This is a genomic window from Achromobacter pulmonis (assembly GCF_002885955.2).
GTDB classification, from domain to species: Bacteria; Pseudomonadota; Gammaproteobacteria; order Burkholderiales; family Burkholderiaceae_B; genus Achromobacter; species Achromobacter pulmonis_A.
On the sequence record NZ_POQS01000002.1, the window covers coordinates 1,046,157 to 1,070,890 of the forward strand.

General features: G+C 69.7%; 22 protein-coding genes and 1 pseudogene. 17 read left to right on the forward strand and 6 right to left on the reverse strand.

Annotated elements, in window-relative coordinates; translation table 11 throughout:
- Window positions 1–21 precede the first annotated feature (21 nt).
- The 3 genes from C1I89_RS11145 to C1I89_RS11155 all read left to right on the forward strand — a co-directional run bounded on the left by C1I89_RS11145 (window position 22) and on the right by C1I89_RS11155 (window position 3,958).
- Window positions 22–1,245, forward strand: coding sequence for an ABC transporter substrate-binding protein (locus C1I89_RS11145; protein ID WP_181390924.1), 1,224 nt, complete (start codon window positions 22–24; stop codon window positions 1,243–1,245).
- Window positions 1,245–3,197, forward strand: coding sequence for an ABC transporter permease (locus tag C1I89_RS11150; RefSeq protein ID WP_102772787.1), 1,953 nt, complete (start codon window positions 1,245–1,247; stop codon window positions 3,195–3,197). The genes C1I89_RS11145 and C1I89_RS11150 overlap by 1 nt, the downstream gene beginning before the upstream one ends.
- Window positions 3,194–3,958: an ABC transporter ATP-binding protein gene (locus tag C1I89_RS11155; RefSeq protein ID WP_102772788.1), complete on the forward strand. Its 765-nt coding sequence runs from the start codon at window positions 3,194–3,196 to the stop codon at window positions 3,956–3,958. Before C1I89_RS11150 ends, C1I89_RS11155 begins: the two co-directional genes overlap by 4 nt.
- Here the strand turns inward: C1I89_RS11155 and C1I89_RS11160 are convergent.
- From C1I89_RS11160 to C1I89_RS11175, 4 genes are all read right to left on the reverse strand, one after another.
- The gene (locus tag C1I89_RS11160; RefSeq protein WP_247747819.1) at window positions 3,915–5,717 is read right to left on the reverse strand and encodes a SulP family inorganic anion transporter; all 1,803 of its coding nucleotides are present in this window, start codon (window positions 5,715–5,717) and stop codon (window positions 3,915–3,917) included. The two genes, C1I89_RS11155 and C1I89_RS11160, sit on opposite strands and share 44 nt — an antisense overlap.
- Before the next feature lie 129 nt (window positions 5,718–5,846).
- Window positions 5,847–6,719, reverse strand: coding sequence for a phosphonopyruvate hydrolase (locus C1I89_RS11165; protein ID WP_102772790.1), 873 nt, complete (start codon window positions 6,717–6,719; stop codon window positions 5,847–5,849).
- Window positions 6,720–6,722: 3 nt separating this feature from the next.
- The gene (locus C1I89_RS11170; protein ID WP_102772791.1) at window positions 6,723–7,271 is read right to left on the reverse strand and encodes a hemerythrin domain-containing protein; all 549 of its coding nucleotides are present in this window, start codon (window positions 7,269–7,271) and stop codon (window positions 6,723–6,725) included.
- Between the two features lie 13 nt (window positions 7,272–7,284).
- A complete protein-coding gene (locus C1I89_RS11175; protein ID WP_102772792.1) occupies window positions 7,285–8,445 on the reverse strand; it encodes a D-alanyl-D-alanine carboxypeptidase family protein in 1,161 nt (386 codons plus the stop codon).
- Window positions 8,446–8,717: 272 nt separating this feature from the next.
- Between C1I89_RS11175 and C1I89_RS11180 the strand changes: the two genes are divergently transcribed.
- From C1I89_RS11180 to C1I89_RS11220, 9 genes are all read left to right on the forward strand, one after another.
- Complete coding sequence (locus C1I89_RS11180; RefSeq protein ID WP_102772793.1) at window positions 8,718–9,194, forward strand: HU family DNA-binding protein; 477 nt, start codon at window positions 8,718–8,720, stop codon at window positions 9,192–9,194.
- Between the two features lie 137 nt (window positions 9,195–9,331).
- Window positions 9,332–9,853, forward strand: coding sequence for a MarR family winged helix-turn-helix transcriptional regulator (locus C1I89_RS11185; protein ID WP_102772794.1), 522 nt, complete (start codon window positions 9,332–9,334; stop codon window positions 9,851–9,853).
- Window positions 9,854–9,864: 11 nt separating this feature from the next.
- On the forward strand, window positions 9,865–11,085 hold the full coding sequence (locus C1I89_RS11190) for an MFS transporter (RefSeq protein WP_102772795.1): 1,221 nt from the start codon (window positions 9,865–9,867) through the stop codon (window positions 11,083–11,085).
- 85 nt (window positions 11,086–11,170) lie between these two features.
- A complete protein-coding gene (gene leuS / locus C1I89_RS11195) occupies window positions 11,171–13,828 on the forward strand; it encodes a leucine--tRNA ligase (RefSeq protein ID WP_102772796.1) in 2,658 nt (885 codons plus the stop codon).
- A gap of 11 nt (window positions 13,829–13,839) precedes the next feature.
- Window positions 13,840–14,502 (forward strand): LPS-assembly lipoprotein LptE, encoded by a 663-nt coding sequence (locus C1I89_RS11200; protein WP_102772797.1) that lies wholly within the window; start codon window positions 13,840–13,842, stop codon window positions 14,500–14,502.
- Window positions 14,502–15,557: a DNA polymerase III subunit delta gene (gene holA, locus C1I89_RS11205; protein WP_102772798.1), complete on the forward strand. Its 1,056-nt coding sequence runs from the start codon at window positions 14,502–14,504 to the stop codon at window positions 15,555–15,557. The genes C1I89_RS11200 and holA overlap by 1 nt, the downstream gene beginning before the upstream one ends.
- An 85-nt stretch (window positions 15,558–15,642) precedes the next feature.
- Window positions 15,643–16,923 (forward strand): glutamate-5-semialdehyde dehydrogenase, encoded by a 1,281-nt coding sequence (locus C1I89_RS11210; RefSeq protein ID WP_102772799.1) that lies wholly within the window; start codon window positions 15,643–15,645, stop codon window positions 16,921–16,923.
- 127 nt (window positions 16,924–17,050) lie between these two features.
- Entirely contained in the window at window positions 17,051–17,431 is a 381-nt protein-coding gene (locus tag C1I89_RS11215) for a hypothetical protein (protein ID WP_168202316.1), read from the forward strand.
- A gap of 2 nt (window positions 17,432–17,433) precedes the next feature.
- Window positions 17,434–18,240, forward strand: coding sequence for a 2-keto-4-pentenoate hydratase (locus C1I89_RS11220; RefSeq protein ID WP_102772800.1), 807 nt, complete (start codon window positions 17,434–17,436; stop codon window positions 18,238–18,240).
- On the opposite strand, the gene C1I89_RS11225 is transcribed toward C1I89_RS11220, so the two are convergent.
- Both C1I89_RS11225 and C1I89_RS11230 read right to left on the reverse strand, forming a co-directional pair.
- Window positions 18,237–19,655 carry an amidase family protein gene (locus C1I89_RS11225; protein WP_102772801.1) on the reverse strand — a complete coding sequence of 473 codons (1,419 nt, stop codon included), beginning with the start codon at window positions 19,653–19,655 and terminating at the stop codon, window positions 18,237–18,239. The genes C1I89_RS11220 and C1I89_RS11225 overlap by 4 nt on opposite strands.
- Window positions 19,656–19,744: 89 nt before the next feature.
- The gene (locus C1I89_RS11230) at window positions 19,745–20,614 is read right to left on the reverse strand and encodes a LysR family transcriptional regulator (RefSeq protein ID WP_102772802.1); all 870 of its coding nucleotides are present in this window, start codon (window positions 20,612–20,614) and stop codon (window positions 19,745–19,747) included.
- Window positions 20,615–20,727: 113 nt separating this feature from the next.
- Between C1I89_RS11230 and C1I89_RS11235 the strand changes: the two genes are divergently transcribed.
- From C1I89_RS11235 to C1I89_RS11255, 5 genes and pseudogenes are all read left to right on the forward strand, one after another.
- A complete protein-coding gene (locus tag C1I89_RS11235) occupies window positions 20,728–22,122 on the forward strand; it encodes an MFS transporter (protein ID WP_102772803.1) in 1,395 nt (464 codons plus the stop codon).
- A 63-nt stretch (window positions 22,123–22,185) separates the two neighbouring features.
- Window positions 22,186–23,148 carry a 3-hydroxyacyl-CoA dehydrogenase NAD-binding domain-containing protein gene (locus tag C1I89_RS11240; protein ID WP_102772804.1) on the forward strand — a complete coding sequence of 321 codons (963 nt, stop codon included), beginning with the start codon at window positions 22,186–22,188 and terminating at the stop codon, window positions 23,146–23,148.
- Window positions 23,149–23,178: 30 nt separating this feature from the next.
- On the forward strand, window positions 23,179–23,451 hold the full coding sequence (locus C1I89_RS11245; RefSeq protein ID WP_102772805.1) for a GNAT family N-acetyltransferase: 273 nt from the start codon (window positions 23,179–23,181) through the stop codon (window positions 23,449–23,451).
- A 16-nt stretch (window positions 23,452–23,467) separates the two neighbouring features.
- A pseudogene (locus tag C1I89_RS11250) lies at window positions 23,468–23,906 on the forward strand (YchJ family protein).
- A gap of 43 nt (window positions 23,907–23,949) precedes the next feature.
- On the forward strand, window positions 23,950–24,690 hold the full coding sequence (locus tag C1I89_RS11255; protein ID WP_102772806.1) for an aldolase: 741 nt from the start codon (window positions 23,950–23,952) through the stop codon (window positions 24,688–24,690).
- Window positions 24,691–24,734: the final 44 nt, after the last annotated feature.

The following is a 24,734-nucleotide window of genomic DNA, read 5'->3' on the forward strand; positions in this document are numbered from 1 at the left end:
CCCTCGAACGCGATATCTGCCATGCTCCGTCCCTGCCTTACCCTGTTGCGCCGCGCGCTGGCGCCGGCCCTGCTGGCCCTGGCGCTGACCCCGATCGCCAGCGCCAAAGACAAGGAGCCCCCGATCCGCATCGGCGAGATCAACAGCTACAAGGCGATCCCGGCTTTCCTCGGCCCCTACAAGAAAGGCTGGCAGCTGGCGCTGGAGCAGGTCAATGCCGGCGGCGGCGTGCTGGGCCGCAAGCTGGAAGTCATCTCGCGCGACGACAACGGCAATCCCGGCGATTCGGTGCGCGCCGCGCAGGAACTGCTGGCGCGAGAGAAGGTGGAGCTGCTGTTCGGCGGCTTCCTGTCCAACACCGGCCTGGCGCTGACCGACTTCGCCAAGCAGCGCCAGGTGTTCTTCCTGGCGGCCGAGCCGCTCACCGACAAGATCACCTGGCAGGACGGCAACCGCTACACCTACCGGCTGCGCCCCTCCACGTGGATGCACGTGGCGGCGCTGGCCCCCAAGGCGCTGGCGCTGCGCAAGAAGCGCTGGGCCATCGTCTATCCCAACTATGAATACGGGCAGTCGGCCGTGGCCACGTTCAAGGCCATGATGAAGGCCTTCCAGTCCGACGTGGAATTCGTGGCCGAGCAGGCCGTGCCGCTGGGCAAGGTCGACGCCGGCGCCGTGGTGCAGGCGCTGGCCGACGCCAAGCCGGACGCGATCTTCAACGTGCTGTTCGCGGCCGACCTCACCCGCTTCGTGCGCGAAGGCAATACGCGCGGCCTGTTCGAGAACCGCGCCGTGGTGTCGGTGCTGTCGGGCGAGCCCGAGTACCTGGAGCCGCTGGGCGCCGACGCCCCGACCGGCTGGATCGTCACCGGCTATCCCTGGTATGCCATCGACACCCCGGCCAACACGGCCTTCGTCGAGGCCTACAAGAAGCGCTACAACGAAACGCCCAAGGTGGGCTCGGTCGTGGGCTACGCCTCGCTGATGTCCATCGCCGAAGGCCTGAAGGCCGCCGGCAGCGTGGACACCGAAAAGCTCGTGGACGCGTTCGCCGGCCTCAAGGTCGACACGCCCTACGGCCAGATCCACTACCGCAAGATCGACCATCAATCGACCATGGGCGTCTACGTGGGCACGACCGCGGTGGAGGACGGCAAGGGCGTCATGAAGGACTTCGCCTACATCGACGGCGCCCGCCTGCAGCCGCCCGACGAGCAGGTCCGCAAGATGCGCCCGGCGCCCTGATGAGCCTTTCCGGACTGCTGCTGCAGCTGCTCAACGGCCTGGCCGACGCCAGCGCGCTGTTCCTGGTGGCGGCCGGGCTGTCGCTGATCTTCGGCGTGACCCGGGTGGTGAATTTCGCCCACGGCTCGTTCTACATGCTGGGCATCTACCTGGCCTGGACCTTCACCGGCTATTTCGGCGACGGCGCCGGCTACTGGGCCGGCCTGCTGCTGGCCGCGCTGGCCACGGGCCTGATCGGCGCGGCCGCCGAATGGCTGGTGCTCAAGCGCCTGTACCAGGCCCCCGAACTGTTCCAGCTGCTGGCCACCTTCGCGCTGGTGCTCATCATCGGCGACGCCGCGCTGGCGATCTGGGGCCCGGAGGATCTGTTCTCGGCCCGCGCGCCGGGCCTGTCCGGCGCGGTGCAGATCCTGGGGCGCCGCTATCCCGAATACGACCTGCTGCTGATCGCCGCCGGCCCGGTGGTGCTGGGCCTGCTGTGGCTGCTGCTGATGCGCACGCGCTGGGGCCGGCTGCTGCGCGCGGCGGCGGAAAACCGCCGCATGCTGGCCGCGCTGGGGGTGAACCAGGCGTGGCTGTTCACCTCGGCCTTCACGCTGGGCGCCTTCCTGGCCGGCCTGGGCGGCGCGCTGGCCGCGCCGCGCGTGCCCGCCACGCTGGGGCTGGACCTGGAGATCATCGCCAGCGCCTTCGTGGTCGTGGTGGTGGGCGGCCTGGGTTCGATACCCGGCGCCTTCCTGGCGGCGCTGCTGATCTGTTCGGTCAAGGCCGTGTTCGTGTTCCTGGGCCAGGTGCAGATCGGCCCGTGGGTCTTCAATCNNCTGCTGATCTGTTCGGTCAAGGCCGTGTTCGTGTTCCTGGGCCAGGTGCAGATCGGCCCGTGGGTCTTCAATCTGTCCAAGCTCACGCTGCTGGCCGAGTTCGCCGTGATGGCGGTGGTGCTGGTGGCGCGGCCCTGGGGCCTGCTGGGCCAGCCGCCCGCGCCCTCGTCGCAGGCCGCCGCCCCCGAGCGCCCGATCGCGCCGGCCGGCCGCCGGCTGCGGCGGGCCTACGGCCTGCTGCTGGTCCTGCTGGCGCTGGCGCCGGTGGCCGCCCTGCAATGGCCGTACTTCGGCATCCTGCTGACCGAGATCCTGATCGCCGCGCTATTCGCCGCCAGCCTGCATTTCCTGACGGGGCTGGCCGGCATGACGTCCTTCGGCCACGCGGCCTGGTTCGGCCTGGGCGCCTACGGCGCGGCGCTGCTGCTGAAGCTGGCGGCCGTGCCGATGGAGGCGGCGCTGCTGCTCGGCCCCTTCGCCGCGGCCTTCGGCGCGCTGCTGTTCGGCTGGTTCTGCGTGCGCCTGTCGGGCGTGTACCTGGCGATGCTGACGCTGGCGGTGGCGCAGATCCTGTGGGCGCTGGCCTATCAATGGGACGACGTGACCGGCGGCAGCAACGGGCTGATCGGCCTGTGGCCGTCGGCCTGGCTGTCGCAGGGCCCGTGGTTCTATTACCTGACGCTGGCGCTGTGCGCCGGTGGCATCTGGTGGCTGCGCCGGCTGGCGTTCTCGCCGCTGGGCTATGCGCTGCGCGGCGTGCGCGATTCGTCGCTGCGCGCCGAGGCGCTCGGCATGGACGCGCGGCGCCTGCAATGGGCGGGCTTCGTGGCGGCCTCGCTCGCCGCCGGCATGGCCGGCTCGCTCTATGCGTTTTCCAAGGGCAGCATCGCCCCCGACGTGCTGGCCGTGAGCCGTTCGGTGGACGGCCTGGTGATGGTGCTGCTGGGCGGTCTGCACACGCTGGCCGGCCCGCTGGTGGGCGCGGCGTCCTACACCTGGCTGCAGGACGCCGCCGCGCGCAGCACCGAGTACTGGCACGCGGTGCTGGGCCTGGCCATCCTGGTGCTGGTGCTGGCCTTCCCCGAAGGCCTGGCGGGCGCGGCGACGCGCCTGCGCGGGAGGCGCGCATGAGTTCGGCTCCGCTGCTCCAGGTGCGCGGGCTGCGCAAATCGTTCGGCGGCATCGAGGCGCTGGCGGACGTGTCCTTCACGCTGGAAGCCGGCCGTATGCTGGCCCTGATCGGCCCCAACGGCGCCGGCAAGTCCACCTGCTTCAACGTGCTGGGCGGCCAGTTGCGGCCGGACGCCGGCTCGGTCCTGCTCGACGGCCGCGAGCTGGTGGGCCTGTCGGCCCGCCGGATCTGCCGGCTGGGCGTGGGCCGCAGCTTCCAGACGGCCGAGACCTTCCGCTCCATGACCGTGCTGGAAAACGTGCAGACGGCGCTGCTGTCGCGCGACCGGCTGCTCTTCAACCCCTGGCGCCGCGCCGGCCTCCACGCGGTCGACGAAGCCCTGACGCTGCTGTCGCAGGTGCAGATGGCCGACAAGGCGGCCGCGCCCTGCGGCACGCTGGCCTATGGCGAGATCAAGCGGGTCGAGCTGGCGATGGCGCTGGCGCACCGGCCGCGCCTGCTGCTGATGGACGAGCCCACCGCCGGCATGGCGGCCAACGAGCGCCACGCGCTGATGCGCCTGACCCGCCAGCTGGCCGACACCCGGCGCATCGCGGTGCTGTTCACCGAGCACAGCCTGGACGTGGTGTTCAAGCATGCCGACCGCATCGCCGTGCTGGTGCGCGGCGGCCTGCTGGCCGAAGGCGCGCCGGCCGACATCGCGGCCGACGAACGGGTCAAGGCCGCGTATCTTGGGACGGAGGCGCCCCAGCCGGGCTAGCGTCGGGCTGCTGGCATTCCCAGAAGATCCGGGCCTTGCAGCCGGCGCAGATGGAACGGTCGAGCCTGGCGTAGATGCTGCTCAGCGCCGTGGCCTTGTCGGGAAACACGTGGTCCTCGCCCAGACGCTCCAGAAAGCCGGTGCGCCGCCACATGGCCAGCACCTCGGGACGCGGCCGGTGGAAATACAGGTCGCCCCCCATCGCCCGGCGCGCGGCCAGCTCGTCTTCCCAGACCTGGGCGCCGGCCATGTCGATGAAGTTCATGCTCTTGGCCATCACCAGCAGGTGGCGCGGCGCGTCGGGCGCGGCGCGCAGCTCGTGCAGGCGCTGCGCCACGTGCGTGGCCGCGCCGAAGTACACCGAGCCCTCCATGCGCAGCAGCTTGAGCTGCGGGCATTCGGGCAGCGCGTCCTCGGCATGTTCCAGCACCACGAAGCGGCGCTGCGGCCCGCGCGAGTCGAAGCCCATGGAACGCATCGCCGGGCGCGAGGTGCGGTGCAGGTAGACCATCAGCGACAGCACCGTGCCCAGCAGGATCGCCACTTCCATGCGAATGGTGATGGTGGCCGCCAGGGTCGCGGCGGCGATGATGCATTCATTGCGCTGCGTGCGGATCAGCAGGCGCCAGCGCGGGATGTCCAGCAGGGTCCAGGCCACCAGCAGCAGCAGCCCCGAAATGGCCGCATGGGGGATGCGGGCCAGCAGCGGCGCCGACACGGCCACCAGCGCCATCAGCAGCAGCGCCGAGAACACCGAGGCCAGCGGCGTCTTGGCGCCGGCCTCGTAGTTGGGCACCGAACGGTTCAGGGAACCGCAGGACAAATAGCAGGAAAAGAATCCGCCGGCGATATTGGAAAGCCCCTGCCCCACGAATTCGCGGTTCGCGTCGATGCGCTGGCCCGAGCGCGTGGCCACGGCCTTGGCGATGGAGATCGATTGCGCCAGGGCCACGATGGTCAGCGCGAAGGCCAGGCTCAGCAGGTCGGGCAGCACGCGCCAGTCCACGCTGGGCACGTGAAACGGCGGCCAGGGCTGGGCGATGGCGCCCAGCACGGATACCGGCTGGCCTTCGGTCAGCGCATTGAACGCCGCGGCCGCCAGCGTGCCCGCCGCCAGGCCGGCCAGCATAAAGGGCTTGCGCTTATCCAGCTTGCGCACCAGCATGGCCACCGCCAGCGTCACCAGCGTCACCAGCACCGCGCCCACATGCGCCTGTCCGATATTGGCGCCCAGGCTGGCCAGCAGCGCGCCGGTGCCGTGCGAATCGGGCGCGGGCAGCCCCAGCGCGTCTTTCAGCGCGTGCACCGCGATCAGCAAGGCCGCGCCGCTGGTGAAGCCGAACAGCGCCGACGGCGAAATGAAGTGCGCCAGCGACCCCAGCCTTAGCGTGCCCACCAGCCACTGCATCACGCCGACCAGCACCGTCACGGCCAGCGCCAGCTCGATGTAGCCCGGACTGCCGGCCGCGGCCAGCGGCGTCAGCACCGCGAACAGCGCCAGCGAATTGGCGTTGGTGGGACCGGACATGACGTGGCGGCTGGAACCGAAGAGCGCGGCCACGATACAGGGCACGATGGCCGAATACAGACCGTATTCGGGAGGCAGGCCGGCCAGCATGGCGAACGCCACGCCCTGCGGCAGCACCAGCAGCGCGCCCAGCAGGCCCGCCGCCGCATCCGCGCGCAAGGTTTGCGCGTCCACCTCATCCACCCACGAACCGAACAACCGGCGCGCGGCTTGCTTGCCCCCCTGCATCATTCTTTGTCTACCCTCGGACATCGTTCTTTGCCCCGGCCGATCATGCGTCTCCCCCCGAGGCAGGGGCGTCTAGCGTAAACCCTCGCGCCGGCTTGCGCAACGCAACATCGGAGGCAGCGCGACCGGCGCCTATTTCAGGTAGCGGCGTTCCAGCTCGCGCATGGCGGCGTCGCCCTGCAGGGCGATGATTTCCTTGACCGACGGCAGGCCGGCGTCGACCTCGTGGATGCCGCCGTCGCGCCGGATGCGGGCGAAAACCTCGCGCATCGCGCCCACCGCGGCGCGGATGGCATGGTTGCCGTAGATCACCAGCCCCACCTTGCCCAGCGCCTGGATGTCGGATTCGCGCAATTGCGGATAGGAGGTGGGCACCAGCACCAGCGGCGCGCGCCCCTGCCACGCGGCCACGAAAGACAGGATTTCGTCGGGCGCGCTTTGCTTGGAATGGATCAGGATGGCGTCGGCGCCGGCGGCCTCGTAGGCCGCGGCCCGGGCCAGCGCCTCGCGCTCGCCCGCCCCCGCGATCAGGGCCTCGGTGCGGGCGATCACGCAGAAATCCGCGTCGCGGCGCGCCGCGCAGGCGGCTTCGACCTTGCCCTGGAATTCCTCGATGCGCACCAGTTCCTGGCGGCCGCCGGCGCGCAGGCTGGTGTCCTTGGGAAAGGTCTTGTCTTCCATCACCACGGCCGAACAGCCGGCCGCCTCGTACTGCGGCACGATGTAGGACACGTTGATGGCGTTGCCGAAGCCGGTGTCGATGTCGGCGATGACCGGCACGTCCACCGCGGCGGCGATCGCGCGCATCATGTCCAGGTGCTGCGACGGCGAAAGAATGTTGGCGTCCGGCACCGCGTGGCTGGCCGAGAGCTCGAAGCCGCTGCCCCATATGGCGTCGAATCCGGCCTGCTCGGCGAGCCGGGCCGACAGCGGGTTGTGCGCCGACATGGCGTGCGCCAGGGCCGGGGCCTGCAGTTTCTGGCGGAAACAGGCGTTGCGCTTCATGGTTCAGCCCGCCTCGCCGCCGCGCCGCGATTTCATGGCCTGGCCGATGGCGGCCAGCGCGTCGTCGGCGATCAGCCGCGCGGCCATGGGCAGCAGTTCTTCTTCCTCACGGCGGATGTGCGCGGCGTAGGCCTCGGTGAACGCCTGGACCTCGCCGGCCGGGAGCTCGGCGCGCCGGCCCTGGGAAATGTCGGCCAGCGCCTGGCGCAGCGGCTCCCAGCGCCGGGCCAGCTGCCGGTGTTCGGCGACCAGGCCGTCGACCAGCTCATGCAGGCACACCGCGTCGGAGCCGGCCATGGAATCGATCAGGGCGGGGAACAGGTCTTCTTCCTCGTCCTCGTGGTGATGGACGGCCGCGGTCTCGAAGTAGCGCAGCACGCTGGCCGCGGCGGTCTGGGCCGCCGCGTCGCTGCCATGCGCCGGCAGGTGCGCGGCCAGCCGTCCCAGCGTGGCGCACTGGCGGGCGATGCGCCCGTGGCAGGCCGACAGCAGGGCCAGCGGATCGTCCGCCGTCGGCGCGGGCGCCGGACCTCCAGGAAAACTCACCGCCATTTCACACCTCCGTTTATCCCGCCTGGCCGCGCCACCACAAGCGGATAGAATCCCATGCCCTGCCCGCGAAACCCGCCTCGGCCACCGGCTCCAGCGCCACCACGGGGAACTGCAGGGCGGGCTTGCCGTCGACCAGCACGCGCATCTCGCCCACCGTGGCCTGCGACGCGATCGGCGCGATCAGGGGCTCCTGCGGCGTCCAGACCCGCTCCACCTTGGCGCCGGCCGGCACGGTGACGTAGGCGTCGCGCGCGAATCCAGCCTTCAGGCTGTCGCTCGCGCCCTTCCAGACCTCGGGCGTGGCCACCGACTCGCCGCGCGCGTAAAGCTTGATGGTATTGAACCCCCGAAAGCCCCACTCCAGCAACTCGCGGCTTTCCTGCGTGCGCAGCTTATCGGACGCGGTCCCCACGACCACCGTGATCAGCCGCCGCTCGTCGGCGCCGTTGGGCCGCTTGGCGCTGGCCACGATGCAGTAGCCGGCCGACTCCGTATGCCCGGTTTTCAGGCCGTCGACGCTGGGGTCCAGCCACAGCAGCCGGTTGCGGTTGGGCTGCGTGATCTTGTTGTAGGTGAACTGCTTGGCCGAATCGTAGGTCCGGTAAAGCGCGGGATAGTCGCGGATGAAGCGCGTGGCCAGCACCGACAGGTCGCTCGCGGTCGAGTAGGTGCCCGGGTCCGGCAGGCCGTGCGGGCTGGCGAAATGCGTGGCGTGCAGGCCCATTTTCACGGCGGTGTCGTTCATCCGCGCCACGAAGGCCTCGACGCTGCCCGAGACCGCCTCGGCCAGCGCGATGGCCGCGTCGTTGCCGGACTGGATCATCAGGCCGCGCAGCAGGTCGTCCACCGAGACCTTGGAGCCCGGCTCCAGGAACATCTTGGAGCTGCCCGCCGGCACTTTCCACGCGCGCGTGGACACGGTGACCATCTGGCCGGCCGACAATTCCTTCTTGCTCAGGGCCTCGAACACGACATAGGCCGTCATGATCTTGGTCAGCGACGCGGGCTCGATCCGCTCGCTCGCGGCATGCGAGGCGATCACCTGGCCGCTGGTCTCATCCAGCAAAAGCCAGGCCTTGGCCGTCAGGGCCGGCGCGGCCATGGACTGCGCCGCTGCGCCCGAAACGCACGCGGCCGCGACGATCAGGCTCGCCGCCAACTTCTTCATCAACATATCGCTGCTTCACTTCCATGCATGGTTTTTCTTGCGCGGCGAAACCGCGCGCCCGCCATTGGAACATGCGCAGCGCCATTGGTTCATCGGCCGCGGCATCGCGCCGGAGCCCTTGTAGAAGGCACTTTCTGCGCCGAAAACAACAAACAGCGGCAGAAAACCCGCTGGAAAACCGCATCAAGCGGCGCTCTTCCGCTATCATCGGGCGCGTGGCGTCTATTGCCGATACCCGGCACGCGCTGCTCCATGTCCTCAACAAACGGATTTTGACCATGGCCACGAAAGCAAAAGCTCCTGCCAAGAAAGTCACCAAACCCGCCGCCAAGGCGCCCGCCAAAAAGGCTACGGCCGCCAAGACCGCTGTGAAACCCGCAGCCAAGAAGGCCGCTCCCGCCAAGAAGGTCGTCGCCGCCAAGAAGGTCGCCGCCGCCCCCAAGGCCATCAAGGCTGCCCTGAACAAGACCCAGCTCATCGCCTACATCGTTGAGCAATCCGGCGTCGAAGCCAAGTCGGTCAAGGCCGTGCTGGCCAGCCTGGAAACCTCGGTGCTGGGCTCCGTGGACAAGAAGGGCGCCGGCGAATTCACGCTGCCGGGCCTGTTCAAGGTCTCCGTGCAGAAGGTTCCGGCCAAGGCCAAGCGCTTCGGCAAGGACCCGTTCACCGGCGAAGAGCGCTGGTTCCCCGCCAAGCCGGCTTCGGTCAAGGTGAAGGTTCGCCCGCTCAAGAAGCTGAAGGACGCCGCGCAGTAATTCCGCGCTAATCCGGTCAAGCCGGAAGGGCCCGCCTCGCAAGAGGCGGGCCCTTCTTTTTTGCCGCCGCGATTGCGCGCCGCGCGGCCGGCCTGCTAGAATTTATCTTCACGTAAAGATACTTTACTTCAAAACAAATGCAAGCCACGACCGATTTCGTCGACCGGATCATCGCGCAATGGAGCCGGGAATGCCCGGGCCAGGACTTCGCGCCCATGGCCGTGATCACCCGGCTGTTCCGCCTCAACGCGCTGGCCACGCGCAACGTCAACCACGGCTTTCGCCGCCATACCCTGCACCAGGGCGAGTTCGACGTGCTGGCCACGCTGTACCGCAGCGGCGCGCCCTACGCGCTCAATCCGCAGAAGCTGGTCGAGGCCCTGCTGCTGACCTCCGGCGCGATGACCAACCGCCTCGACCGCCTTGAAGAGGCCGGGCTGCTGGCGCGCAGCCCGAATCCCGAGGACCGCCGCGGCGTGATCGTCTCGCTCACTTCGGAAGGCCTGCGCCTGATCAAGGCGGTGTTGAAGGACTACCTGAAAGACATGAACGAACTGCTGGAGCCGCTGTCGGCCGCGGAACGCAAGCAGCTGGCCGGCCTGCTCAGGAAAATGCTGATCCGGCTCGACCAGGAAACCCCCGGCGGCATAGACGCCTGAGCGCCAGACCCATGAATTCCGCATCACGCTCCCCCCAGACCCCGGCGCTGACCGCGCCCATCATCCTGCTGATGTCCGTGGCCACCGGCCTGGCGGTCGCCAGCAACTATTACGCGCAGCCGCTGCTGCACACCATCGGCGAGCAGTTCTCGCTGTCGACCGCCGCGGCCGGCGCCATCGTCACCACGGCGCAGCTGAGCTACGCGGTGGGCCTGATGCTGCTGGTGCCGCTGGGCGACATGTTCGAGCGCCGCAGCCTGATCGTGCTGATGAGCCTGCTGTCCTCGGCTACCCTGCTGATCTCGGCCTTCGCCCCCAGCATCACGGTGCTGATCGTCGGCACGGCGCTGACCGGCATGCTGTCGGTGGTGGCGCAGATCCTGGTGCCGTTCGCCGCCACGCTGGCCGCGCCCCATGAACGCGGCAAGGCCGTGGGCACGGTCATGAGCGGCCTGCTGCTGGGCATCCTGCTGGCCCGCACGGTCGCCGGCGCCCTGGCCGACCTGGGCAGCTGGCGCACGGTGTACTGGGTGGCCGCCATCCTGATGCTGGCCATGTCGGCCGCGCTGTGGCGCCTGCTGCCCCGCTACCAGAGCCCGGCCGGCCTGAGCTATCCGCGCCTGCTGGCCTCCATCCTGAAGATGTTCGCCGAAGAGCCGCTGTTTCGCGCCCGCTCGCTGCTGGGCGGGCTGCTGTTCGCCTCGTTCAGCATGCTCGGGACGCCCCTGACCTTTCTGCTGGCCAGTCCGCCCTATGAATACAACAACACCACGATCGGCCTGTTCGGGCTGGCCGGCGCGGCCGGCGCCTACGCCGCCAACCGCTTCGGCCGCCTGGCCGACCGCGGCCTGGGCAACCTGGCCACCCGGGCCGGCCTGCTGCTGCTGCTCGGTTCGTGGGGACTGATCGCGTTCGGCCAGGCGTCCGTGATCGCCCTGCTGGTCGGGATTCTGATCCAGGACCTGGCGATACAGGGCGTACATGTCACCAATAGCAGCGCCCTCTACCGGCTGCGCCCCGAGGCCCGCAGCCGCCTGACCGCCGGCTACATGACCAGCTACTTCATCGGCGGAGCCAGCGGTTCGCTGGTATCGTCCTGGCTGTACGCCCATTTTGGCTGGCCCGGCGTGGTCACGGCGGGCGCCGTTCTCGGGGGGATTACGCTGCTGTACGGCGCCCTGTCGCCCAGCGCGCGCATCCCGGAAACGGCCTCGCGCCCAGCCCGCGCCTAGCACCTCCTATAATCAGGGGTTTTGGCCGCCTCCGCGCTCCGCGCGGCCGGGCGGCTCACCCTTTTTTGCCATCGTGCACGAGCCCATGCAGGAACGTTACCTCCCCAATACCGTCGAAGCAGCCGCCCACCAAGACTGGCAGGCCCGCGACGCTTACCTGGTCCACGAACACGCGACGAACGCGGACGGCTCCGAAAAGCCGAAGTTCTACGCCTGCTCGATGCTGCCCTACCCCAGCGGCAAGCTGCACATGGGCCACGTGCGCAACTACACCATCAACGACATGATGGCGCGCCAGCTGCGCATGCGCGGCTATAACGTCCTGATGCCCATGGGCTGGGACGCCTTCGGCATGCCGGCCGAGAACGCCGCCATCAAGTCCAAGGTGCCGCCGGCCAAGTGGACCTACGACAACATCGCCTACATGAAGAAGCAGATGAAGGCGATGGGCCTGGCGATCGACTGGTCGCGCGAGATGTGCGCCTGCGATCCGCAGTATTACAAGTGGAACCAGTGGCTGTTCCTCAAGATGCTGGAAAAGGGCGTGGCCTACCGCAAGACCCAGGTGGTCAACTGGGACCCGGTGGACCAGACCGTGCTGGCCAACGAGCAGGTCATCGACGGACGCGGCTGGCGTTCGGGCGCGCTGGTCGAAAAGCGCGAGATCCCGGGCTACTACCTGCGCATCACCGATTACGCCGACGAGCTGCTGGGCGCCGTCCAGAACGACCTGCCCGGCTGGCCCGAGCGCGTGCGCCTGATGCAGGAAAACTGGATCGGCAAGTCCGAGGGCCTGCGCTTCGCCTTCCCCCACAAGATCGCCGGCCCGGACGGCCAGCTGATCCAGGACGGCAAGCTGTACGTCTTCACCACCCGCGCCGACACCATCATGGGCGTGACCTTCTGCGCCGTGGCGCCGGAGCACCCCCTGGCCACGCAGGCCGCGCTGTCCAACCCGCAGCTGGCGGCGTTCGTCGAGCAATGCAAGCTGGGCGGCACGACCGAGGCCGAAATGGCCACGCGCGAAAAGGAAGGCATGCCCACGGGCCTGTACGTCACGCACCCGATCACCGGCGCCGACGTCGAAGTCTGGGTCGGCAACTACGTGCTCATGAGCTACGGCGACGGCGCCGTCATGGGCGTGCCGGCGCACGACGAGCGCGACTTCGCCTTCGCCCGGAAATACGGGCTGCCGATCAAGCAGGTCGTGGACGTGGCCGGCAAGCAGTACTCCGCCGACGCCTGGCAGGAATGGTACGGCGACAAGCAGGCCGGCCGCACCATCAACTCCGGCAAGTACGACGGCCTCTCGCACAAGGAAGCGGTCGACGCCATCGCCGCCGACCTGGGCGCCCAGGGCCTGGGCGAAAAGCAGACCACCTGGCGCCTGCGCGACTGGGGCATTTCGCGCCAGCGCTACTGGGGCACCCCGATCCCCATCATCCATTGCGCCGATTGCGGCCCGGTCCCGGTTCCCGAAAAAGACCTGCCGGTGGTGCTGCCCGACGACCTCATCCCCGACGGCAGCGGCAACCCGCTGGCCAAGAACGAGGCCTTCCTGTCCTGCGCCTGCCCCAAGTGCGGCAAGCCGGCGCGCCGCGAAACCGACACCATGGACACCTTCGTGGACTCGTCCTGGTACTTCATGCGCTATACCTCGCCGGGCAACGACAACGCCATGGTCGACGCGCGCAACGATTACTGGATGCCGATGGACCAGTACATCGGCGGCATCGAGCACGCGGTGCTGCACCTGCTGTACGCCCGCTTCTGGACCAAGGTCATGCGCGACATGGGCCTGCTCAATTTCGACGAGCCCTTCACCAAGCTGCTGTGCCAGGGCATGGTGCTCAACCATATCTATTCGCGCAAGACGCCCCAGGGCGGCATCGAGTACTTCTGGCCGGAAGACGTCGAGAACGTCTATGACGCGCGCGGCGCGATCGTGGGCGCCAAGCTCAAGGCCGACGGCTCCGAGATCAGCTACGGCGGCGTGGGCACGATGTCCAAGTCCAAGAACAACGGCGTCGATCCGCAATCCCTGATCGACACCATGGGCGCCGACACGGCCCGCCTGTTCGTCATGTTCGCCAGCCCGCCCGAGCAGACCCTCGAATGGTCCGACTCCGGCGTCGAAGGCTCCAACCGCTTCCTGCGCCGCCTCTGGTCGATCAGCTACGCCAAGCGCGAGGCCGTGGCCCGCGGCCTGGCCCACGGCGCCGACTGGGCCCAGGCGCCGGCCCCCGTGAAGGACCTGCGCCGCGAAGTCTATGCGCTGCTCAAGCAGGCCGACTACGATTACCAGCGCATCCAGTACAACACCGTCGTGTCGGCCTGCATGAAGATGCTGAACGCCATCGACGACGCCAAGCTGCCCGAGGGCGCCCACGCGGACGCCGCCTACGCCGAAACGCTGGGCGTGCTGCTGCGCGTGCTGTACCCGGTGGTGCCGCACATCACCTGGCACCTGTGGCGCGACCTGGGCTACGCGCAAGAGCTGGGCGACCTGCTCGACGCGCCGTGGCCGCACGTCGACGAGGCGGCGCTGGTGGCCGACGAGATCGAACTGATGCTCCAGGTCAACGGCAAGCTGCGCGGCTCGATCCGCGTGGCCGCCAAGGCGCCTAAGGAAGACATCGAGAAGCTCGCGGCCGCCCAGGAAGAGGTCGCCCGCTTCCTGGAAGGCCGCCCGCCCAAGCGCGTCATCGTGGTTCCGGGCAAACTGGTCAACGTCGTAGGCTGATGAGGTCAAGCATGCACTTCGCCGGGCAACAAACGCACTCCCCCCGCCTACCCTGGCTGCTGCGCGGCGCCTGCCTGGCGCTGTTCATGCTGCTCTCCGCCTGCGGTTTCGCGTTGCGGGGAGTCACCCCCATGCCGTTCGAGACGCTGTACGTCGGCATCCCCGACAACACGCAGTTCGGCGCCGACGTGCGCCGCTCGCTGCGCGCGGCCTCGCCCGACACCAAGCTGGTCGCCACGCCCAAGGAGGCCCAGGCCATCCTGCAGCAGGTCTCGGATTCGCGCACGCTGCGCGAGGTGTCGCTCAACGCGCAGGGCCGCGTCGAGGAATACGAACTCGGCATCAACTACACGTTCCGCCTGATCGACGCCAAGGGCCGCGCGCTGATTCCCGACACCACGCTGTCGATCTACCGCGAAATGCCCTACGACGACCAGGTCGTGCAGGCCAAGCAGGGCCAGATCGAAACGCTGTACAAGTCCATGCAGCGCGATCTCGTTTCGCGGCTGCTGCGCCGCATGACGGCCCCGGACGTGCGCGAGGCCTTCGAAAACGCCGAGCGGCGCGGCGAGAGCGGCGAAACCCCGCTGTACGACCCGACCGCGCCACAGCCGCAGCGTACGCCCACGCCCTGGCAGACGCCGTCCACCACCGATCCGGCCAACGTGCGCTGATGGCACAGCCCCTGGACGCGGACCGCCTGGCCGAACAGCTGCAACGGCCGGGCAACCGGCTGGCGCCGCTGTACACGGTGTCGGGCGACGAGCCGCTGCTGGTGACCGAGGCGGTGGACGCGCTGCGCGCCGCGGCGCGCGGCGCCGGCTATACCGAGCGGCTGTCCATGGTGATGGACGCGCGCAGCGACTGGAGCGCGGTCATCGCCGCCACGCAAAGCGTGTCGCTGTTCGGCGACCGCCGCATCCTCGAACTCAAGATCCCCACGGGCAAGCCCGGCAAGCCCGGCGCCGACACGCTGGCGCGGCTGGCCGAGCAGGCCGAGAAACAGCCCGACGCCGACACGCTGGTCCTGATCTCCCTGCCGCGCCTGGACAAGGCCACCCGCGAAAGCCGCTGGATGCAGGCGCTGGCCCGCGGCGGCGCGATGGTCGATATCGCCAGCATCGAGCGCGGCCGCCTGCCGGCCTGGATCGGCCAGCGCCTGGCGCGCCAGAACCAGCGCGCCGACAACGCCACGCTGCAGTGGATGGCCGACAAGGTGGAAGGCAACCTGCTGGCCGCCCACCAGGAAATCCAGAAGCTGGGCCTGCTCTACCCCGAAGGCCAGCTGGCCGCCGAGGACGTCGAACGCGCGGTGCTGAACGTGGCGCGCTACGACGTTTTCGGGCTGCGCGACGCCATGCTGGCCGGCGACACCGCCCGCACCATCCGCATGCTCGACGGCCTGCGCGCCGAAGGCGAGGCGCTGCCCCTGGTGCTGTGGGCCGTGGGCGAGGAAATCCGCCTGCTGGCCCGCGTGGCCCAGGCCCGCGCCCTGGGGCAGGACGTCAACGGCCTGATGCGCCGCCTGCGCATTTTCGGCGCGCACGAACGCCTGGCGCTGCAGGCCCTGAGCCGGGTGCAGCCCGGCGTCTGGCCGGCCGCCGTGCAGCACGCGCACGAGGTCGACCGCCTGATCAAGGGCCTGTCCGTGCCGGGCCGCCTGTCCGACCCCTGGGAAGAAATGACCCGTCTCGCGCTGCGCGTGGCCGCCGCCGGCGCGCGACCGTGAAGGCGGCATCGCCGCCACGCCCGCCCGGCCCGACGGCCGGATATACACTGATTCTTCGAGCGGTTTCCATGCCGCCCCATACTTCATGATCGACGCCGCCATGTCCTCGTCCTCCATCGAACAAGCCATGCTCACCCTGGGCGAAAACGCCCGCCGCGCCTCGCGCGCCATGATGCGCGCCAGCGGCGCCGCCAAGAACCAGGCGCTCCTGGCCATGGCCGACGCGCTCGCCGCCAGCCACGAAGAACTCAAGGCCGCCAACGAGAAAGACCTGGCCGCCGCGCGCGCCAACGGGCTGGAGCCGGCGCTGCTGGACCGCCTGAGCCTGTCGGACAAGACGCTGGCGCACATGGCCGAAGGCCTGCGCCAGATCGCCGCCCTGCCCGACCCGATCGGCAGCATCACCGCCACCACCGCGCGCCCCAACGGCATGCGCGTGGCCCAGATGCGCGTGCCGCTGGGCGTGATCGGCATCATTTACGAATCCCGCCCCAACGTGACGATCGACGCCGCGGCGCTGTGCCTGAAGTCGGGCAACGCCGCCATCCTGCGCGGCGGCAGCGAAGCGCTGCATTCCAACATCGCGCTCGGCCGCATCGTGCAGAAGGGCCTGGCCGCCGCCGGCCTGCCGCAGGACGCGGTGCAGGTGGTGGCCACCGCCGACCGCGCCGCGGTGGGCAAGCTCATCACCATGACCGAGCACATCGACGTCATCGTGCCGCGCGGCGGCAAGGGCCTGATCGCGCGCCTGTCGCAAGAGGCCCGCGTGCCGCTGATCAAGCACCTGGACGGCAACTGCCACGTCTATATCGACGCGGCCGCCGACCCGGACAAGGCGCACGCCATCGCGGTCAACGCCAAGACCTACCGCTACGGCATCTGCGGCGCCATGGAGACGCTGCTGATCGACGCGGTGGCCGCCGTCTCCATCCTGCCCAGCCTGGCCGCCGACCTCGGCGAACGCGGCGTCGAACTGCGCGGCTGCCCGCGCACGCTGGCCCTGCTGCCGCACGCCAAGCCCGCCACCGACGAGGACTGGGCCACCGAATACCTGGGCCCCATCCTGGCGGTGCGCATCGTCGACTCGCTGGACGACGCGATCGAGCACATCGCGCGCTGGGGTTCCGGCCACACCGACGCCATCGTCACCGAAGACCTGTCGGCCGCACAGCGTTTCCAGCGCGAAGTCGATTCCAGCTCGGTCTACGTCAACCTGCCCACCTGCTTCGCCGACGGGTTCGAGTACGGCCTGGGCGCCGAAATCGGCATCTCGACCAACCGCCTGCACGCGCGCGGCCCGGTCGGCCTGGAAGGCCTGACCACGCTGAAGTGGGTGCTCAACGGCGAAGGCCAGGTGCGCGGCTGACCCGCGCGCCACGGCTGACGCGGCCCTGAACACGGGGCCGCGCCAGGGCTTCTACAATACGGCTCCAGGCAATCCACCCGCTTTTCATCATCCAGACGCGGCCTACCGCGCAACGCAGAGACTCCCCATGCATTCAGCCGCCATCTCCATGGCCTTCAGCCTCTTCGTGCTGTGCTTCATCACCTGCTCCATCAGCGGAATCGTCCTGTTCTTCGTCAAGAGCAAACAGATCAACGCCGCGCTCAAGCACCCCTACCTGCAGCACCGCACGTTCGCCCAGTATCCGCTGGCGGTGCGGGCGGCGATCACGCTCGATTATTTCTTCCGCCTGATGTTCCCCGGCACGCGGTTCTGGCTGGTCGGCAACGCCAACGATCTGCTCGGCCACGTCGAGCCCAAGAAGATTCCGCTTTCGCTGAAATGGCCGATCGTCGGCTTCTGGGGCTCGTGCTGGCTGGGCCTGATCGCCATGGTCGCGCTGTGGATCATGATTTACCTGGGAGTCTGACCATGCAAATCGGCATCGAAGACTATCCCGGCTGCCTGGAGGCGGCGCGCCTGCTCATCGCCGCGCGCGAATCCGGCGTCGCCGGCCCGCGCCTGCCCGCCGGCTGCCGCCCGCAATCGCTGGACCAGGCCTTCGCCGTGCAGCAGCGCACCGCGCAATTGCTGCGCGAGGAGCGCCACGACGACATCGCCGCCTGGAAGAGCGCGCTGCCCTCGCCCGAAAAAGCCGTGGTCGCGCCCATCTACGCGTCCACCGTGGCCCACGCCGGGGCCGGCCCGATCGCCGCGCGCACCGACGTGCTGCGCATCGAACCGGAAATCGCCTTCGAGCTCGCGCAGGATCTGCCGGCCCGCGCCGAGCCCTATACCGAAGCCGAGATCGACGCCGCCATCGGCGGCGCGCGCCTGGCCCTGGAAATCCTGGGCTGCCGCTACGCCAGCCCCGAGCACGCCAGCGTGCCGGAGCTGCTGGCCGACCACATGTTCAACCTGGGGCTGGTGCTGGGTCCGCGCATCGCCTCGCCGCACACCGTGCCCGCCAGCATGGCCATCACGCTGTCCATGGATGGCGTGCAGGCCGAGCAGCACGCGGGCGTGCATCCGAACGACCGCCCCAAGGCCGGGCTGTACTGGCTGGCCAATTTCCTGCGCGGCCAGGGCCTGGGCCTGCGTGCCGGCCAGCACGTGATCACCGGCTCGTACGCCGGTTTCCTGGACGTGCCCGCCGGCCGCGAGCTGGAACTGGCCTACGGCGATCTCGGCGTGCTGCGGCTGCGTTTCGCCGGGCCGGCGGCGCAACCGTCCGCCTAGGCGCGGACCGCGGGCTCGGCGATGCGCACGGCCTCGCCGCCCACCTCGATGATTTCACCGACCGCCAGGCACAGGTCTTCGCGGTAGCGGCCCGCCACCACCTGCACCCCGACCGGGCTCGGCCCGGCCTCGCTCATGGCGCTGCCCATGGCGACCGACAGGCCCGGCAGGCCCATGAACGGCACCCCGATCTGCGTCATCTGGGCGCGCCACACGCGGGCGTAGGCCGCGTCGCCCTGCAGGTCGAGCCTATCCGGAAACGGCAGCTCGGCCGACACCGGCAGCAGCAGCGCCGAATACTCGGCGAAAAACAGCGCCCACAGCCGCGTCAGCGTGGCGCGGCGCGTCAGCAGCGCGGAAAACCCCGCCAGGTCGATGCCGGCCGCTTTCTCGCGCTGGCCCGCCAGCGCCGCCAGCGCGCCGGGGTCGCCTTCTTTCTCGGCCGCCGCCACCATGGCGTCGTAGCCGTCGGCCAGCCACATGCGGATCTGCAGGTCGGCCGCCTCCTGCATGGGCGGCAGGCTGTCCAGCGTGTCCACCGTCCAGCCCGCCTCGCTCAGGCGGTGCGCCGCCTCCTGCAGCGCCTTGACCACCGCCGGCGCGGTGTCCATGCCGTCGGGGTTCAGGCACAGCGCCGCCCTGCGCGGCGCCTCGGGGCCCTGCAAGGGCGCCGGCACCCACCACGGATCGCGCGGGTCCGGCGCGGCCAGCGCCGCCAGCCCCAGCCGCAGGTCCGCGATGCTGCGCCCCAGCGGCCCCGACACCGCCGTCAGCTGCCCGCCGATGGAGCGTTCCGGCAGCGCCGCGTTGTACGCCGCCACGCGCCCCAGCGTCGGCCGCAGGCCGTGCACGCCGCAGGCATAGGCCGGATAGCGGATCGAACCCGCGATGTCGGTGCCGTGCGCCAGCTGGCCGATGCCGGCCGCTACCGCCGAAGCCGCGCCGCCCGAAGAGCCTCCCGGCGTCAGCGCCGGATTGCGCGGGTTCAGCGTATCGCCGTGCAGCCGGTTGCCGGTGAACCAGCGCAGCGAGAACGCCGGCGTGTTGGTGCGGCCCAGGATGACCGCGCCCGCGCGCCGCAGATTGTCCACCACCGGGCTGTTCTCGGCGGCGATCAGATCCTTCTGCAGGCCCACCCCGTTGGTGGTGGCGAAGCCCGCCTGGTCCACGTTGATCTTGACCGTGACGGGCACACCCGCCAGCGGGCCCGGCGCCTCGCCGCGCGCCAGCGCCGCGTCGACCTCGGCCGCCTGTTCCAGCACCGACTCGGGACGATGGTCGACCACGGCATTGATGGCGGGATTGACGGCTTCCAGCCGCCCCAGCGCGCTCAGCGCGGCTTCGCGGGCGGACACTTCACGCTTGCGGATGCGGGCGGCAAGCTCAACTGCGGACAAACGCCAAAGATCGGACACGCGCGACTCCTGATAGGTGGTTGTGCAAGGCCCGTCCACCTTAGCGCCTGGCGCCGGCTCCCACAAGCCGCGCGGGCGGCGCGGCGCCGCTACCCGTCCTGTTCGAAAACCTCGACGATGGCGTCGGCCACCGCGCGCACGCGGGCGGTGCGGTTCAGATCGCCATGCATCACCAGCCACAGATCGTAGGACTCGCTGCGGTGCGGCCAGATCCGGACCAGGTCCGGATAGTCCGGCGCCATGTGCGTGGGCAGCTCGCCTATGCCCAGGCCGGCCGCCACGGCCTCGATGATCATCAGCCCCGAATTCAGCTCCAGGCCGATGCGGCCGTTGCCCGTGGGTTCGCCGCAGAACGTGTCGGACCAGCCCGGCAGCACCGACTGCTGGTAGGTCACCAGCGTGTGCCCGGCGAACGCCGTGCCCGGGCGCGGCTCGCCATGCGCGGCCAGGTACGAGCGCGACGCGTACAGCCCGACCTCCTTGCGCGCCAGGTGGCGGTGGATCAGGTCGGGGTTGTCCGGCCTGAGATTGCGTATCGCCAGGTCCGCCTCGCGGCGCGTCAGGTTGCTCAGCTGGATCGCCGTGGACAGCGTCACCCGGATGTCGGGATGCTGGGCGTGCACACGCCGCACGGCCTCCATGACGAAGTACCGGGCCACGGTTTCCGAGGTCGCCACGCGCACCACGCCGGACAGCCTGTGGTCCATGCCCTGCATCTGGCGCTGCAGCTGGTCGGCGGCCTGCTCCATGCGCTCGGCCGCGGCGAACGCCAGCTCGCCGGCGGCCGTCGGCACATAGCCGCTCGGCGTGCGCAGGAACAGCCGCGCGTCCAGCGACGATTCCAGCGCAGCCAGCCGCCGCCCGGCCGTGGCCTGGTCGATCTGCAGCAGCGCGGCGGCCCCGCGCAGCGTGCCTATGCGGTAGATGGCCAGGAAAATCCTGGCGTTGTCCCAATCCATGCTTCACCTGACAGATGCATTTCTGCATCACTATAAAGCAGTTATACAGCTTTTTTGCATCAATGAAAGCGCCTACGCTTCTCTCCTCCAAAGCCGTCGAACCTCGCACCATCATGAATTCCGCCTGCCCCCACGCCAGCGCCCTGGACGCCAAACCCGCCGCCGCCGGACTGCTGCCGCTCGTCACGCTGGCGATCGGCTTCGTCATGGCCATGCTCGACGTCACCGTCGTCAACGTCGCCCTGCCCAGCATCGCGCTGCAATTCGCCGTGCCGCTGACCGACCTGGTCTGGATCGTCGACGGCTACACGCTCACCTTCGCGGCCCTGCTGCTGGTGGCCGGCGCGCTGGCCGACCGCTACGGGGCCAAGACCATCTATCTGACCGGGCTGGGCGTCTTCACCCTGGCCTCGCTGCTGTGCGGGCTGGCCTCCGGCGCCGACATGCTGATCCTGGCGCGCATGCTGCAAGGCCTGGGCGCGGCCCTGTTCATGCCCAGCTCGCTCAGCCTGCTGACCCACGCCTACGACGACGAGCAGACGCGCAACCGCATGCTGGCCGCCTGGTCGGCGATCGTGGCGGTCGCCGGCGCCGCCGGCCCCTTGATGGGCGGCGTGCTGATCCACCAGTTCGGCTGGCGCGGGATCTTCCTCATCAACATCCCGCTGGGACTCGCGGGCCTGTGGCTGGCGCGCCGGCGCATCCAGCCCGCGCCGCGCCGGCCGCGCGCGCTCAATCCGCTCAGCCACCTGCTCGGCGTGGCCGCGCTGTCCTCGCTGTGCTTCGCGCTGATCCAGGGCAACGCCTATGGCTGGACGTCCGCGCGCATCGCGCTGGCCGCCGCCCTCTTCCTGGGCAGCGCGGCGCTGCTGCTGCGGCGCGAACGCCGCCACGCCGAGCCCATCGTCCCGCGCGCGCTGTTCGCCACGCCGCAGTTCGCGGCGGCCAACGGCATCGGCTTCCTGATCAACCTCGCGTCCTACGGACAGCTCTTTCTGCTCAGCCTGTTCCTGCAGCAGGCGCGCGGCGCCGACGCCTTGCAGACCGGCATCGAGCTGGTGCCGATGCTGGCGGTGTTCTCCATCGGCAACCTGATCTCGGCGCGGATCTCGGCGCGCTGGAACGTATCGGCCTCGCTGCTGGGCGGCATGGCGCTGGCCGCGGCGCTGAGCAGCGTCGCGATCTACGCCGTCACGCCCGGCCTCGCCTACTGGCCGTTCGCCGCCATCGTCGCGCTGGCCAACCTGGGCGTGGGCATCGCCGTGCCCGCGATGACCAGCGTGGTCATGCAGGTATCCGGCAAAAGCCATGCGAACAGCGCGGCCGCGGCGTTGAACGCCAACCGGCAATCGGGCGCGCTGGTCGGCGTCGCCCTGATGGGCACCATCCTGCATCTGCTGCCGCAATGGCGCGACGCGCTGCCCGTGGCCTACGGCGTGATCGCCGCGAGCTACCTGCTGGCCGTGGCGCTCGGCTGGCGTTATCTGCGCCGCGCCCGCAACGCCTGACCGCGTGGCACGGGTCCGGCGTTTGCTTCACAATGCTCCTATCCGTCCCAACAGGAGCCTTACATGCCGGAAGCCCTTACGCCCCGTTCGTCCACGCCTCTTCCCGCCATCCGCAGAGTCGCCATCGTGGGCGCCGGCACCATCGGCGCCAGCTGGGCCGCGCTGTTCCTGGCCCGCGGCCTGGAGGTCGTGGTCAGCGATCCAGCCCCCGACGCCGAAGCGCAGACGCGCGCCCGCGTGCAGGCCGCCTGGCCGGTGCTGACCGAACTGGGCCGCGTGGTCCCGGGCGCCACGGCCGAGGCGCTCAGCTTCGAGCCGGACCTGGAGCGCGCCCTGGCCGGCGTGGACTTCGTCCAGGAAAACGGCCCCGAACGCGAAGACTTCAAGACCGAACTCTTCGCGCGCATGGACGCGCTGCTGCCGCCCCACGTTATCGTCGCCTCCAGTTCCTCCGGCCTCATCATGAGCCGGCTGCAATCGCGCTGCCGCCATGCCTCGCGCTTCGTGATCGGCCACCCCTTCAATCCGCCGCATCTGATCCCGCTGGTCGAGGTGGTGGGCGGCGAGCAGACCTCGGCCGACACCATGGACCGCAGCATCGCGTTCTACCGCAGCATGGGCAAGTACCCGATCCGGCTGAACAAGGAAGTGCCCGGCCACATCGCCAACCGCCTGCAGGCCGCGCTCTGGCGCGAGGCCATCCACCTGGCGGCGGAGAACGTCGCCAGCGTCGCCGACATCGACGCCGCCGTGTCCCAGGGTCCCGGCCTGCGCTGGGCGCTGTTCGGCCCGCACATGACCTTCAATCTCGGCGGCGGCCCGGGCGGCCTGGCGAATTTCATGCACCATCTGCTCGGCCCGGTGCAGACCTGGTGGGACGATCTCGGCACGCCCGAGATGACGCCCGAGCTGCAGCAGCGCCTGATCGAAGGCGTCCAGGCCGAGGCCGGCGCGCGCAGCATGGCGGATCTGGTGCAGGCCCGCGACGCCGATCTCACCGCGCTGCTCAAGGCCCTGCAGCGCTGAACCGCTCACCCGAACCCAGGAACCATACGCATGATTTCCGTGACGCAAGACACCGAACGCTCCCGCTACACCGCCACCGTCGACGGCGTGCTGTGCGTGCTCGACTACCACCTGCAAGACCACGTCATGACCATCACCCACACCGGCGTGCCCAGCCAGGTCGGCGGACGCGGCATCGCTGCCGAACTGACCCGCCACGCGCTGGAGGCGGCGCGCGCCCAAGGCTGGAAAGTGCGGCCTTCGTGTTCGTACGCGGACGCCTATATGCGCCGCCATCCCGAATACGCGGACCTTCGGGCCTGAGCGCGGCGCAAGCATCGTGGCGAAACCCTCGCGCAACACGGCCGCGGCCTGCCCCTGCGGCAGTTCCCAGGCCTATCCCGAATGCTGCGGCCGCTGGCACGACGGCCCGCTCGCCCTGCAGGCGCCCAGCGCCGAAGCGCTGATGCGCTCGCGCTACAGCGCCTTCGTGCTCGACAAGCTGCCGTACCTGCTGGCCACCTGGCATCCCAGCACCCGACCCGCCGCGCTGGAACCGAATCCGCCGGATCTCAAATGGCTGGGCCTGACGGTCAAGCAGGCGCGCGACCAGGACGCCGACCACGCCACCGTGGAGTTCGTCGCGCNACGCCGACCACGCCACCGTGGAGTTCGTCGCGCGCAGCCGCCAGGCCGGCCGCGCCCATCGCCTGCACGAGCTGAGCCGCTTCGTGCGCGAAGACGGCAAGTGGTATTACGTGGACGGCGACCTCAGCTGATCGTGACGGACACGCACCCTCAACCTCCCCCGAAAAGGCAGCCATGAACCACGACCCCCGCTACGCCGATACGCTCTTTCACGCCGAACCCGTCGCCGCGCTGCGCGCCGACCTGGCGCTCGCGCTGCGGGCGGCCGCCTTCCACGGGCTGGGCGAAGGCGTGTGCAACCATTTCAGCGTCGCGCTGCCCGGCGATCCCGACCATTTCCTGCTCAACCCGCGCGGCCTGATGTGGAACGAGGTCCAGGCCGAGGACATCGTCCTGGTCGACGCCCACGGCAACAAGCTGGCCGGCCGCCATGAGGTCGAGCCGACCGCCATGTTCATCCATGCCGCCATCCACCGCATCGCCGGCAAGGCCTGCGTCCTGCATACGCACATGCCCTACGCCACCGCGCTGACGCTCACCGCCGACCGCGCGCTCGACACCACGCTGTCGCAGAACGCCATGCGCTTCCACGGGCGCCTGGCCATCGACGCGGACTACAACGGCCTGGCGCTGGACGTCGGCGAAGGCGAGCGCATCGCCCGCGCCATGCAGGGCGCGGACGTGGTCTTCCTGGGCAACCACGGCGTGGTCGTCTGCGGCGAACGCATCGACTACGCCTACGACGATCTTTTCTTCCTTGAGCGCGCCTGTACGGCCCAGGTGCTGGCGCAATCCACCGGGCGGGCGCTGATGCCGGTCGATCCCGGACTCTCCGCCAGAGTGGCCGCCCAGGTGCAGGGCGAACGCCTGCAATCCGAACAGTTCTTCGAGGCGCTGCGCCGCCAGTTGCCCTAGCCCGTCGGCAAAAAGCGTTGCGCCAAAAACAAAACCCCACAGGA